Source organism: Mycoplasma zalophidermidis, from assembly GCF_018913985.1.
In the GTDB taxonomy this organism is placed as follows: domain Bacteria; phylum Bacillota_I; class Bacilli_A; order Mycoplasmatales; family Metamycoplasmataceae; genus Mycoplasmopsis; species Mycoplasmopsis zalophidermidis.
In genome coordinates this window covers 19,423-33,360 of sequence record NZ_JAHMHK010000005.1, presented here as the reverse complement: position 1 = coordinate 33,360, position 13,938 = coordinate 19,423, and the positions used below count along the sequence as shown (strand labels likewise).

The 13,938-nt window shown below is 30.2% G+C and carries 12 protein-coding genes, 1 tRNA gene and 1 riboswitch; of the genes, 6 read left to right on the top strand and 7 right to left on the bottom strand.

Features of this window, described 5'->3' with window-relative positions; genetic code table 4:
* Positions 1-120: 120 nt before the first annotated feature.
* Genes KQ878_RS03045 through KQ878_RS03020 form a run of 6 tightly spaced genes read right to left on the bottom strand, consistent with a single transcriptional unit; the run spans position 121 to position 9,244 of the window.
* Positions 121-597: a hypothetical protein gene (locus tag KQ878_RS03045; RefSeq protein WP_216567910.1), complete on the bottom strand. Its 477-nt coding sequence runs from the start codon at positions 595-597 to the stop codon at positions 121-123.
* The gene (locus KQ878_RS04430; protein WP_216567909.1) at positions 597-2,993 is read right to left on the bottom strand and encodes an ATP-binding cassette domain-containing protein; all 2,397 of its coding nucleotides are present in this window, start codon (positions 2,991-2,993) and stop codon (positions 597-599) included. The genes KQ878_RS03045 and KQ878_RS04430 overlap by 1 nt, the downstream gene beginning before the upstream one ends.
* A complete protein-coding gene (locus KQ878_RS03035) occupies positions 2,980-4,080 on the bottom strand; it encodes an ABC transporter ATP-binding protein (RefSeq protein WP_216505686.1) in 1,101 nt (366 codons plus the stop codon). The genes KQ878_RS04430 and KQ878_RS03035 overlap by 14 nt, the downstream gene beginning before the upstream one ends.
* Before the next feature lie 7 nt (positions 4,081-4,087).
* Positions 4,088-5,356 carry an ABC transporter permease gene (locus KQ878_RS04425; protein WP_258451807.1) on the bottom strand — a complete coding sequence of 423 codons (1,269 nt, stop codon included), beginning with the start codon at positions 5,354-5,356 and terminating at the stop codon, positions 4,088-4,090.
* A 1-nt stretch (position 5,357) separates the two neighbouring features.
* Positions 5,358-6,434 (bottom strand): ABC transporter permease, encoded by a 1,077-nt coding sequence (locus KQ878_RS04060; protein ID WP_216505687.1) that lies wholly within the window; start codon positions 6,432-6,434, stop codon positions 5,358-5,360.
* An 8-nt stretch (positions 6,435-6,442) separates the two neighbouring features.
* The gene (locus KQ878_RS03020; protein ID WP_216567908.1) at positions 6,443-9,244 is read right to left on the bottom strand and encodes an OppA family ABC transporter substrate-binding lipoprotein; all 2,802 of its coding nucleotides are present in this window, start codon (positions 9,242-9,244) and stop codon (positions 6,443-6,445) included.
* 142 nt (positions 9,245-9,386) lie between these two features.
* Positions 9,387-9,553: riboswitch (Lysine riboswitch) on the bottom strand.
* A 314-nt stretch (positions 9,554-9,867) separates the two neighbouring features.
* On the opposite strand from KQ878_RS03020, the gene KQ878_RS03015 reads away from it, so the two are divergent.
* Positions 9,868-10,740, top strand: a complete 873-nt coding sequence (locus KQ878_RS03015) for an MSC_0882 family membrane protein (RefSeq protein WP_216505689.1) — start codon at positions 9,868-9,870, stop codon at positions 10,738-10,740.
* An 86-nt stretch (positions 10,741-10,826) separates the two neighbouring features.
* On the opposite strand, the gene KQ878_RS03010 is transcribed toward KQ878_RS03015, so the two are convergent.
* Positions 10,827-10,910, bottom strand: a tRNA-Leu gene (locus tag KQ878_RS03010).
* 102 nt (positions 10,911-11,012) lie between these two features.
* On the opposite strand from KQ878_RS03010, the gene KQ878_RS03005 reads away from it, so the two are divergent.
* The 5 genes from KQ878_RS03005 to rplT all read left to right on the top strand — a co-directional run bounded on the left by KQ878_RS03005 (position 11,013) and on the right by rplT (position 13,708).
* Positions 11,013-11,909 carry a nucleotidyltransferase gene (locus KQ878_RS03005; RefSeq protein ID WP_216505690.1) on the top strand — a complete coding sequence of 299 codons (897 nt, stop codon included), beginning with the start codon at positions 11,013-11,015 and terminating at the stop codon, positions 11,907-11,909.
* Positions 11,910-11,940: 31 nt separating this feature from the next.
* Positions 11,941-12,171: a hypothetical protein gene (locus KQ878_RS03000; RefSeq protein WP_216505691.1), complete on the top strand. Its 231-nt coding sequence runs from the start codon at positions 11,941-11,943 to the stop codon at positions 12,169-12,171.
* A 340-nt stretch (positions 12,172-12,511) separates the two neighbouring features.
* Complete coding sequence (infC, locus tag KQ878_RS02995) at positions 12,512-13,108, top strand: translation initiation factor IF-3 (protein ID WP_216505702.1); 597 nt, start codon at positions 12,512-12,514, stop codon at positions 13,106-13,108.
* A 24-nt stretch (positions 13,109-13,132) separates the two neighbouring features.
* Complete coding sequence (gene rpmI / locus KQ878_RS02990; protein ID WP_004419201.1) at positions 13,133-13,321, top strand: 50S ribosomal protein L35; 189 nt, start codon at positions 13,133-13,135, stop codon at positions 13,319-13,321.
* Between the two features lie 36 nt (positions 13,322-13,357).
* Complete coding sequence (gene rplT, locus KQ878_RS02985; RefSeq protein WP_171111822.1) at positions 13,358-13,708, top strand: 50S ribosomal protein L20; 351 nt, start codon at positions 13,358-13,360, stop codon at positions 13,706-13,708.
* The last annotated feature ends 230 nt before the right edge of the window (positions 13,709-13,938 follow it).

The following is a 13,938-nucleotide window of genomic DNA, read 5'->3' as shown; positions in this document are numbered from 1 at the left end:
ACTATAATCGTAAACTAACCCTCTGTGGTTAGTTTTTTTATTGACTAATCTACATGTTTTCTGCTCAATAAGTAAAAAATCTAACCCTCAGGTTAGATTTTGATCAGTAACGACTGATTATTATAAATAGGTTAACGAAATTGAGACTAATAATAATACTATTCCTAATATTACTAATAATCAAAATATAAAATTGTAATGTTTAACTTTCTCGTTTTGAGATTGTTTAGTTTTTAGTTGCTCTAGTTCATCACTAAGTACACGCAATTCAATACGTTGGTCGGTACTTAGTGAAGCATTCCTTTGCAACTTATTAATTTTTAACTGGAGTTTTGACTGGTTGCGGTTTTGACTAATTTTAACTAAACCAGAACCTAATCCAGCTTTGATAGATAGCGTAATAACTCCATAGCATAAATATAATAATCCAGTAGCTAAGAAAGCATCGCCAAATACGTTTTTTAAATTTCCGTTATATTTATTTCCAAAATGTTGGGCAAGAACCACAGCAATAAATAGAGCTAATCCTAATACCAAAACTACTGAAAAATGGATGGTTTTAGTACGTTTAAATGATTCTTTAAAATAATTTTTCATTATTTAATTGTTTTGGCGTCCACTTGTTCTACTGAAAGATTAAATGCACTTGCTCATTCCTTTGCTTGTGCCTTAGTGCCGTAAATATAGTGGTCTTGTTCTACTTTGAACAGTTCAGGCACGTTAGGATATTGTTGTCCTTGTAAATAAGTTAATTCGAAATTAATATTTTCAAACTTCTCATTTGCATTTGAAATTTTAGGTATTGCTTTAAATAAGTTAATAGTGTAAGGGTGAACTGGTTTTTGATAAACTTTGTCAGTATCCCCACTTTCAACTATCTTACCATAGTGCATAATTTGTACTCTATCAGCAATATATTCAATCATTGATAAATCATGAGCAATAAAAATCATACCGATATTTTTCTTTTCACATAAATCTTTTAATAAATTAACAACCTGTGCTTGAATTGAAATATCTAACGAAGCAATTGGTTCATCTGCAACAATTACTTTTGGTTGTGTAATTAACGCACGGGCAATAACAATTCTTTGACGTTGTCCTCCAGAGAATTCGTGAGGATAACGATAAGCAAATTGTTTAAGTAATCCGACATCTTCTAGTGATTTATAGATTGTTGTCTTGATTAATAAGTTTCCAATCATAATTTTGGCAACAATGTTTCCAGATAATGTTTTTAAAATCTTAACAAATTTAGAGTCAACAGCGGTAGAAGTATCGATACCTAGCAATACCTTAATTGCCTTAATATCGCGGTTTAAATATTTAGCTTCAATTTCAAAAGATTTTAGAGTTGCAAGTTTTGTTTCAACCTTTGATTGATATAAACTTATTGATTTTTTAATTTCTAATAAATTCTCTTTAGATTCACCTTTTGCTTTAGCATCGTTCATATATGATTTTAATTCATTAATAAAACTACTATGAACCCTCATAACTTCAAGATTTGTAATAGTTTGCATATCTTTTAACAAATGATATTGTTTATCCGCTTCCTGAATTTTTTTATCAAGTTTAGCAATAGAAGCTTCGTGTTCAATCACATATTCAGCAAGCATTGCTTTATTAACTTCGACTGCTTTATCATAAGCAGCTTTAGCGTCCGCAATTTGTTGTGGAGTTGCAGTTTTTTGTTTATCAACCACGATAGATTTATTGGCTTGAATTTTATCTTTTAAATTAGTAATTTTTTTGTTAAATTCATTTAAATTATTTGCATTCAACTTCACGTGTTTCTCGAAATTAAAATAAAAATTATTTTCAATACATAATAGTATTTCTTTCTTAACTTCTGGCGTGTATTTGATATCTAATAAATATTTATTGAAGAAGTTTTTTGAGTAATCTTCTAATTCATTAATAACATCACGAACTTCAGTGTATTTAAGTTCTTTTAGACAAGATCTTAATTGTCTAGTAACCTTATTCAACTTTTTAGATAAATACTGATTTTTAATATTGTGAAGATACATATCTAGTTTTGTAGAAATTCATTTCGCATTTCTATATATGATTGCATCTTTATGATATTCAGTAATAAAGTTATCAAAAGTGTTTTTATTGGTTGCTTTTTCAAGCTTTCTATTTTTAACTAATTGTTTAATTTCACTCTGTCACACACGTATTTTTTGTTCCGCGTTGTATTGTTTTAGAGTCATTTTGGACAATTTGAGTGTTTTTAAATATTTTTCTTTAGCTAACTTTAATTCAGTTTCATCAAGTTCTAAATTAGAATTTCTAAAGTCCTGTTGTTTTTCAAAATAAAAACTCATTAGTTCATCAGTATTGCGGTATAAATTGTTAACAATTTGACTTTCCATATTTTGTTTCTCTTCTAAATATGAATAGTAGCTATTAAAATTATCCTCAAAACTTAGACTCTTATCAAATGTTCAGGTTTTAAATTTTTCAACCCAATCAGGGAAAAAGTCTTTAGCTAAAATGTTTATTGATTCAAGATTTTGCAATCTTAGTGTTTTATATTTATGTTGGAATGTATAGAAATACATTTCCTTGACATCAACTCAATCTTTAAAAATATCTTTAACTTGGTTTTTGACAATACCATTTACAATTAAAGGTTCTTTTAAAGTTGTGTATATATTCTTTTGACCGTTCAATGAAGCATGTGGGTCTTGGAATATCATTTGAATGTTTTTACGTAAAAATTTTGTTTGACTTCTTGAAATACGTTTACCACTGATAACTGAACCGTCTAACATTACAAATCCATTGAAATCGTCGTAAAGACGAAGCAATGAACGACCAACAGTTGTCTTTCCAGAACCAGATTCGCCAATTAAACCTACAATTTCACCTTCATGTAAGTCAAAACTTACATCATCAACAGCTTTATTAACAATACCACCATTGGTGAAATATTTTTTAAGACCTTGTATTTCCAAAATTGGTTTAGAATTATTTTTCTTCATCTTCAGTAAATACCTTTCTGAAACTTTCTAATCTAATTAATAAATCTTTAGGAAGTTCAACTTTTGGTGCGTCAGGGTGTAACAATCATGTTGCTGCTGCATGGCGTTTTTTCACCGGTAGCAAAGGGGGTTCTTTATGGAAATCAATTTCCAAAGCATATTCATTTCTAGGGGCAAACGGATCTCCAAGTGGTAAATTAGCCATGTCTGGAGGTGTTCCTTTAATCGAATATAATCGGTCTAGTGAGTTTTCAGGAATTGCTGATATAAGAGCTCATGTATAAGGGTGACGGGGGTCAGTAAAGATGTCTTTTCTAGTTCCTCTTTCAACGATTCTACCAGCATACATTACATAAATATAATCACAGAACTTAGCAACAACACTAATGTTATGACTAATTAAAATAATTGAAATATTCATTGTTTGACGTATACGTTCAAATAATGCTAGCACCGATGCTTGAACTGTTGGGTCTAATGCTGTTGTTGGTTCATCAGCAATAATTAGTTTTGGTTTTAAGGCAACAACCATAGTAATTACAACCCTTTGTTTCATTCCTCCTGACAAGGTATGAGGGTAACGGTCAAATATTTCTTCAGCGTTAGCGATACCAAATTCACTTAGTAAACCGATTAAATATTTACGTTTTTCAGTGTAAGGTTTAGTGCTTCATTCACTATTTAAGTCCAAAGCGTCTAATAATTGTTTTCCAATTTTACGGGTTGGGTTTAAAGATGTAAGGGGGTCTTGGGGAATGTAACCAATATAATGTCCCCTTATTCCCTGTCATTGTTTTTCGTTTGTTATTTTGGTTAAATCTAAATTGTCGATTTGCATTTTATCAGATACGAAGAATGCGCCTTCATTAACATTAATTAAAGCTTTTGAAGTCACTGATTTTCCTGAACCAGACTCACCAACTAAACCAACAATTTCACCTTTTTTAATTTTTAAATCAAGACCACGGACGATTCTAATAAAGTTTTTTCGTCCGTTTTTAAAGTCAACTCTTAAATTTTCCACATCCATAAGTAAGTCGTTTTCTAAAGGAAGAGTTTCAAGTGAAGTTAAATTATTTTTTTTCATGTTTCTCCTATCTCTTAACCTTAATTACTTTGGGATCTAAGGCATCATGTAAACCAACTGCGATAAATTGCAAGCTGATTGAAATACCCAACAATATCAGAGCTGGTAAGAATAATAACCAAGGATTTTCTTTCGATGATTCTAAATTATCAAGCATAAATTTACCAAGGTTTGCAGAATTATCATCTTTAAAGAATCCCAGGAAGGCTAATGAAGCAATCGAAAGAATTACAGAAGGAATTCTACGCACATAACTCATTGCAATTTTACCTAAAATTGCCGGTAATGCGTGTAAGAAGATTCTTCTTGATTCGCTTGCACCAATACTTTTGGCAGCCATAATGTATTCTTCGTCTTTAACAGTGATGATGAATAAACGTGTTACTCCAATAGGTCCAGTTCAACCAACAAATAGTAAACCAGCAATTAGAACTCAAGGATTTGTTCCTCAAATTGTAACAAATAGTAATAATCAAATAATTGAAGGCGGCGATGTGAATATTTCTATCACACGCATCATAAATGTGTCCAATCATTTACCGGCATTGAAACCTAAATATGCACCAACAAATACACCGATAATAATTTCCACTGTTGCAACAAATAAAGCAATTCAAATTGATTCTAAAGTTCCTTTTCAAACTGTTGTTCAAATGTCAGCACCATGAATATTAGTACCAAAATAAGTGTGTAATTTTGGTATTGAGTTAATTAATTCAGATAGTTTTTGGTCAGTAAGAACACTTGCTAGACTTCGATCTTGAGGCAATGATTTTTCTATATCTCTAATTTTTGCCCATAATTGAGCGCCTTCATAATAGTTGTAAGGGTCATAAGTAAGTGTTGATGGACTTGTTTTAGTGAAATTTACATAGTTTCTAAAATAAGGGCTGTATAAATCATTGTTTTTTCAAGTTTCGAGGTTGTTTATAATAGTTTGATCACTCGTTTCCTTTATACGACTGAACATTGGAGGTAATGATTCAATATTTCTAATTTTATCTTCAGAAGATCAACCAGCATCAATTCTCTGAACGCCTGGATAATCCGAAGTTACTGAAACAATTATTGAAATTAAAATAATTGCGACAAAGACTATAAAAGCAATTAATACGGCCGGGTTTGTAAAAAATCTTTTTAGTATTTCAACTAGTAAAATTTTAGGTTTACCAGCAATGTTATTACTGATTTTATCATCTTTAGAAATTTTAATTTTTTCTTGGAGTTCAGCACTAATTCCGTATTTTTTATTAAATTCAGTTGCGGATAAACTCATATTACTCACCTCCTTCCTTATTGATTGCAGCATTATTTTGCTTATTAAGCATCGTTTGATACTCTAATTTACGTTTCTTAGCAGCAGAAATAATATTGAATAAATTAATACCGCTACTTGCTTCATATTTAATTCTTGGGTCGATAAGTGGGTAAGAAATATCGACAATAACTTGTGTGAATAACCCTAATGTGGTGAAAAAGAAAATATTAAACATTACAATGTTAATTTCTCCCGCCGGGAATGAGTTTGCAATAATAGTTGCAGAACCTGGTATAAATCAGAATTTTTCAACAACAATAGATCCGGATAACAAAATTAAGTATGAAGGGATGATGATTGTTGCTAAAGGAATTGAGATATTTCTTAAAACATATTTTCTAAAAATAGCTCCGCCACTTAATCCTTTAGTTTTGGCGATTAATACATAATTAGAAGTCAATACCGTGACAACTTGATTACGTGAGTATAATGTGTAGCCAGCTAATGAACCAAGACTAACTACTGTTATGGCTGGAATTACTGATTTAATAGTCGCAGACCAGCCATCACCGATTTCAAATGGTGAAATGAATCTAATATCAAATCCAAGTTTTTGGAAAACGTTTAAAAACATAGGGGCTAAAATAAAACTTGGTACGGCAATAAACACGAATACAAAAGCGTTTATTAAGTTATCGATTCATGTACCACGTTTATATCCTGCTAAAACACCAATTAAAATTCCTAATGATGCCGAGATTATAAACGAAGGTAATGAAATTAAAATTGATCAACCTAATGGTCCAAAGAACAACTCTGGAATATTATTATAACCTTGCTGAGGTATATAAATTTCACCAAAATCACCCGAGAAAAATTTACTGAAATATGTTGCTATTTTAGTAAAAACAGGGATAGCTTTAAAAGCTTGAGATTTTGCTTCATATTGTTGTCTAAGCAAGTTATCTGTTTCATTAATTAATTTGATTTCATAAGGGTTTTTAATGAAAATTACAATTAGTGTGTATGAGAAAATTAGAATAATAAACAATGTAAGAATGGCAAGTGCCATTCTTTTAAATATATATTTAAACATTGTTTTTATTATTTGTTATTTTTTGTTTTCTCAACAACCACTTTTGTATCCATTGCTCATTGTGCTTCAGCGGCAGTAAATGGAATAATGTAATTTTTATTTGATAGCGAAGGAACAAAACCTGCAATAGAGGTGAATCTACTTTCAACTGGAACACCTAGATATACAGTAAATTCATTTAATAATTTAATGTTTTGTTCATTGGTTAAAGTTTTTACGTATTTGTTAAAGAATTTGGCTGTAATAGCCCCTCTTTCAGTGAAGACTTGTTTGTCATTAACAATCTTTAATTTTCCGTTTTCAATTGAACATTGTGTCCATTCGTCACGTAATGTAGTTAACTCCTCAGTTGATAATTTGGCAAGGTCTTCAACGTTGAATCTCACCTTGATTCTATTAGCTGATTGTTCTTCTTTAATAAATTTAACTAGAGCTTCTGACATTTTAACTAATTCTGGTAATGCTTTTTGTAAATTTGATTTAGTTTCTTTTGCTTTGACTTCAGTTGGTTGTAAACCCAAAATCATTAATGCAATATCAGCATTTGATACATTAACCATTCCATCAAATCCTGAACCAATTGAGTTAGTGTCATATCCTCAACCACCTATTGTATAAGGACTTCAGCCATGAATGTGATGACCTCAGAATTGAGTTAATTCATTTCCAGAATTAAATTTAACTGATTTAAAGTCCAAACGAGGGTCAAGATCATTGATTATTTGAGGCATTAATTTGTAAACCTGTTCAAATAAAACCGGGTTAAAATTAACTCATCTAAAGGCTTGTGTTCATGAAACTTTTTCATTTTGCTTGATTCCAGCCTCATCAAGCAATTTCTTCATTTCCTTCTTAACTTCTACAAAGTTTGGCGATTTAAAGGCTTCTAGTTCAGATTTAGCATCATTTTGTGCAGCGAAGAATTCTTGATATTCAACTGGTTTGCTTAATTTGTAATCAGTACCAATGAATGATAATTTATTAATATCTTTGTAACGAACACGTAGATAATTTTCTTGTTCGTGCCCATCAACATCATTACCGCCTATTTTTGCATCTAGTGCAAAAGCAGAAATATTCATTTTTTGTTTATGTGCACTTACTTTTTGAGCAATGCCTTCAAAATTAAATGCTGAAGTAATTAAACTTCTAAAGATTAAACCACGACCGGCAAATAAATTCATTAGTTTTTCTTCGCCTTTCACAGTACCTTTAATTAATTCTTTTCTATCTACACCATATAAAAGTTTAGAAAATGCGTCGTTAAATGTGACATTTTTTAGATATTCGTTTAAATCATCTTCATTATTTACATCAAAAGGAGCTGGTTTACCATCACTACCTTTACGTGTAGGACTTGTTTTAGGTACTGAAATATGTGGTAACATATTTCAGAATTGTTCGGCACCAATTTTACTTTTATTTAAAGTTTGATAATATTTAACTCCATATTTTTCAGGGTGTTTAGCAACATCTGTTGTATTGTTTGTTGGAATTAATGAATAAGGCAAACTAGTTAGACGACCTTTTTTAAAGTCATTTCATAATGCTTGTTTGAATTGTTCAGAATCACCGCTACCTTGATATCTTTGAATAATAGTTCTAACAGATGAATCACTATTTACTCAATCTTGATCTGCGTATTTAGTATTCATTACATATTTTTCTTCAGATGTTGATTTTGAATAACCTTCATAAATGTATGGGCCTGCATATAATGTGTATTCAGGGTCTATTCCATATCAATAAACACCAGCGATTGCTAATTTATTATCTTTTGGAAGCGATTTAACTAATTCAGACTCAAATTTAGCTTCAGTTGATTTTGATGTGATGTTTGGTAAGTTACCAGATTTGTTAACTTCGTCAATATATTCACTAGGAGCTGCATTAAATTCTTGTGAAGAAGCTAGGTTATCAATTAAATCAGCAAATTCAGCAGTTCCTTCAGTTGATTTTTTGTTAAATGTAACTTTATCATCTTCAAGGAATTTACTCTCGTCAAGAAAATCTTTTGATTCAATACCAAATAGTTCGTATAAATATTCGTTTGGATAACGGACTTTATTTGTAAAAAAACTTGAGTTAGGTACTAAAATTTTGTTCGTTGCAGCGTCTAATTTAGTAATTTTTTCTTTATCAACATTGTCTTCAGCAGCAAATTTCACTCTTTCACTTACACCTAATGAATAGGTTCTTAAGTACGAAACGTAAAAGTCTTTTGCAACAACTTCGTATTTAGTTTCTTCACCTTTTTTATCAACTCATTTAACACCTTTTTTAACTTCAATTTGAACTTTTTTGGCAGTTTTTAAAGCTTTGAAAAATTCTTTTGAGTTAATTGACTTAGGGTTTTTTGAATATCCTTGATAGATTGCATAGTTGTATGTTTTGCCGTTTTCTGGTTCGATATTAACATCGAAATCATCTTTGTCAAATTCTTGTGTGGTACCATTATTATCAGTAACAATAAATTTACCTGCAAGTTCTAATTTGTAACCTCATACAGAAGGGGCGACAATTTCATACTTATCATTACCCAAATTATTAATAACTGCATCATTTTTTGTTGTTTTTCTAATTAATAATGCTGCTAAGTTTTCTTCGTTACGATTTGATCAACCACCATATGAGTTAGATCTATCAGTGTGGTAAGCCGATTCAGAATAAACACTATTAATTGCTGTTCTAGTTGCTCTCGCCTTGACATATTGATTATCTGTCTGTGAACATGACGCAGCTATTGTCACTAATGGTAGTGACGATGATAACGTCAGGGGTGCGAGAAGTAATTTTGTTTTTAATTTCATATTTTTTTCCTTTCGCGAAAACATTTAATTGTTTTTTCATGCTTAGTATTCGTTATGTTTTTTTGACTTGCCGTCTGAAAATAAAAATTTTGTAAGACTCTAGCCCTAGTCTTACAAAATAATAAAATGTATTTATTAAGATGTAGACTATAGCTCCAATGGAATTTTCCAAAGAACAACAAACTGTTATGCATTGTTGCCATTGATTTCTGTGCCCAGATAATCAATTCGGCTTCCTTACCCTTTTAATAGTTTCATTGCACGCCTGCTCAACTATTTACTAATGTAGGAAGCTCCTCTATAGTTTTTCAAAAAAGCAGGTGTTTTTACCTGCTTTTACATAAATTTTTATCTTAAATTCATTTCACAGGTATTAATTCAAAATCGAAATAGCTCAAAATGCCATTCCATTAATATTTTTAATACGTGAAAATAAATTTGTTTTTAACATAACGCAATAATTATAAACACTAAAAGATAAAGACGAAAAAATTTTTTTTACTTTTTTATCTGAAATCAGCTCCAAAACTGTCAAAAAAGTAGAAATTTCCACATTTTATGGAACAAGTTTGTATTCAAAATAAAGAATATATAATATTATAGAAACTGAAAGGTAACAAAATATGAAGTGAAAACCGATAAACGATACATCCACAATTGAAATAGTTAAATCTAGTAATGACCAAAATCTGGAAGGAAAAATTGTAAGAGATCCTAAAAATCAAATCTCTCCTAGACCATTTAGAGTCATAAGAACAGAAAAAAACATCAAAACAATCAACATGACAATTTGTTTTACAATCATGACGGCCGCAATTATATTTTTTGTGTTAGCTTATTTAAAAGTAGGACCTTTTGTCGAAAGCTACTGGGGTTATCTAATCGCCTTTGGAATTACAGCTGGAATATTTTTAGCACTCGGTATTAAAAATATGATTGAAAATATTCAATGGTCTAACACTGTTAAGCGTTATCGTGAGGCATTAGAATTGGGTGACAAAACAAGCTCAAATACTTTCCATTTAGCCTACCGTAGAATAGTGCTCAAAGGTGTAGACTTAACATGATGTTTGATATTTGTGCTTACTTACTTAGGTTTAGTTACAGCTATTGTGTACGGAATTTATTCAAAAGGTATAACAGAAATTAATTACGAACCAACTTTCAAACTAAAGCTTAATTGAAAAGAAATTCTTGATAACGGGTTTGGAAATACACCTCTATTTTGCCTAATAAGCACAATTGTAATGGCACTATTAATTGGCTTCTATGTCACAATGAAATTGATCGATAAAAAACGACTAGCGGATTTGGGTGATTTTTTAGGAGAAAGAAGTGTCGATATTCACGAACAAATAGAAAATTCTCGTCGTGATCGTAACAAGTTATGAATGAGAGCTTATTTGGTAATTGTGTTTTTAACAATATTACTACCGTTGGCTTTATTAACTGTGGCAATTTGAAGAATGATAGTTAAACGCAAGAAACAACTTTAATTCCAACCGACAATAATGTCGGTTTTTTATTGACAAAAAACAATAAAAATTGCAACATCTTAGTTGCAATTTGGTCACAATTGATATGGTACCCAAGACAGGACTTGAACCTGCACGGATTTCTCCAGTAGATTTTGAGTCTACGGTGTCTACCATTCCACCACTTGGGCATAATTTCGTAATTATTATAATTAATTTTTTTATAATAATAACAAAATATATAAATTTCTTGATGCTGATCAATTAACTTGTATTTCTAATAGGAGGCGACAATGGCAATAGGTATCGTGGCAGAATATAATCCTTTTCACAATGGACATATTAGACAAATTAATTGAATAAAACAGAATTTTCCAAACGAAAAAATAATTGTTATTATGAGTGATAAATTTTCACAACGAGGTGAATATACAATCACGAGTTTTAATAATAGGAAAAAAATTGCTAAAAAATACGGTATTAATAAAGTTCTCAAATTAACTTTTAAAGAAACAGTTCAAGCAGCACACATCTTTGCCCATAACGCAATCGAAAAACTGTATAGAGCGGGAGTCAATAAAATTGTCTTCGGTTCAGAAACAAACAATCCAGATCGCATGATAAGAGTAGCTAAATTTTTGAAAAATAACATCGATGAATTTAATCATGTTATTAGACACTATATCAAGAAAGAAAAACTTGCTTATCCAAAAGCTTTTGCTTCTGCTTTAATAGAATTAACTGGCGAAAATTTTGATATGCCAAATGATATTCTAGGTTTTGAATATGTTAAATCAATAGTAAATAATAATTACAATATTGAAATTTTTACAATCGAACGAAATATTCCTTTTCATTCGCAACTAACAAATCAAAACTTTGCTTCAGCCTCACTTTTACGAACTAAATTAAAAAATAACGAAGATATTTCTAACTACTCACCGATGAAAATATCTCATCCGCGTTTTATAGAAAAAGACTATAAAAAATTCATTAATATTTTAACTAAAACCCCTATAAATAAATTGAGAAAAATTAAATTAATTAGCGAAGGTATTGAGAATTTATTACTGAAGAATTCTCACTTGAAAACCTATGATGAATTTGTCGATGCATGCGTTTCAAAACGTTACACTTCAAGTAGAATCAAAAGAATAATCGCCTGAATATTATGTAAAAAATGAAAATAAAGTTAAAATTAAAGACATTAGGAGGAACATTATGGAAATCTTATTACACGATGAAACAAATACTAAAAAAGCTATTGCTCGTTTAGAAAGAGAACTGGATGATATTTGAGAACAAGGCGAAAATGGCGCCGATGTAATCATGAACCTAGATGATCAAAACATGTGAAATGCTGTCATTAAATATCTAGATGAACATAAAGAAGAATTTAGTTATCAAGTAAACGAACAAAAAGCAATTATTAATGTAGAATTTGTTCTTTAAAAAGATTAAATTAATAATTTGAATGGCCTTTGTGCCATTTTATTTCACTTTTTATGATGCAAATAAACAAAACAAAGAGAAAATAAAGAACAAATTTAATTTAATTATTAATTAATAAGTTTATGGTAAAATGAATAAGCAATATTTAATTGCAGAAAGTAGATTACATCTCACCTGATGGCCATAGCCTTGGGTTTCTAGCTACAATTAAAATCTTTTTTAAGATGTAGTTTAGAAAGTGGAGATACCCACTTTTATTTTAATTTTAAAAATTATCTATTATAAAGGAGTTATTATTCAACCAACAAATACTAGAAACAAAAAACCTGCAGCAGAACACATGATAAATTCAAACATCCCTTTTTCAAAAGTCTTTTTAATTGGACCCGAAGGGGATAAGATAGGGGTCAAACCTACACGAGAAGCTATCGAAATTGCTCGTGAATACGGAATGGACTTAGTGCTAATAAGTGTTGAACCAAAACCTATTGCTAGAATATTGGATTACGGAAAATTCAAGTATGAAAGAAAGAAAAAGCAAAAAGCTGCTAAGGAAAAACAAACAATTATTCAAAATCGTCAAATCAGATTAACAGTTATGATAGGGGACCATGATTTACAAGTGAAAGCTCGTAAAGCGAGAGAATTCTTGCTAGATGGTGACCGTCTAAAGGTTAGTTTAAAATATCGTGGACGTGAAATGGCTCGTCCAGAATTAGGTTATGACACAATGAATAGATTCTTCCAATTATTGGAGGACATTGCTGAAATTACCAAAGAGGCGACGTTAGTGAATAATAGATTTCTTGATCTATACCTACAACCAAATAAAGTTAAGGTTGCTAAATATAAGAAAGAGAATAATATAGTAGATAAGAACACTACACAAGATCAAAATGATGATTCTGACGACGAAGAATTCGACGATGAAAAATAATTTTGATTAATTTAAGGAGTAATTATGCCTAAAATGAAGACAAAAAGTGCTCTTAAAAAACGTATCAAAATTACAGGTACAGGAAAAGTTTTAAGAGAACAAGCTTACCGTTCACACCTAGCCCAAAATAAAACTACAAAACAAAAACGTCAAGCACGTAAATCTGTTCAAATGCACGCATCTGACATCAAAAGATTCAAAGGGTTATTTTAATTAACCTTACATTCAATAATATAGAAAGAGGAAACTATGAGAGTTAAAGGCGGAACAGTTACTAGAGCTAGAAGAAAAAAATGACTAAAACTAGCCAAAGGATATTTTGGACACAAATCAATAGGTTATAAAGTTGCTAAACAAGCAGTTGTTAAATCATGAACATACGCATTTAGAGACCGTAAACAAGTTAAACGTAACTTTAGAAAATTATGAATAGCGCGTATCAATGCTGCTACTAGAGCAGAAGGAGTTACATATTCACAATTCATTAACGGACTTAAAAAAGCAAATATTACAATTAACAGAAAAATGCTTTCAGAATTAGCTATCAACGAACCTAAAGTATTTTCAAACCTAGTTGAAATTTCAAGAAACGGTAAATAATTATTTAACTCAGCAATGCTGAGTTTTTTTATATAATCGTTGAAAAAAAATCGTAAAAATTATAAAAATTTCCACATTTTTATCTTTTCTTAAACTTTATAATAAATATATTAATTAAAATTTTAAGAATAATAATACACAAAAATTAACTTTTTGGTAAAACTGGAAATTTTACCATATTCAAATGTGGTAAAGTTTCTGGAATAAGAATATTATTATACATAAATATA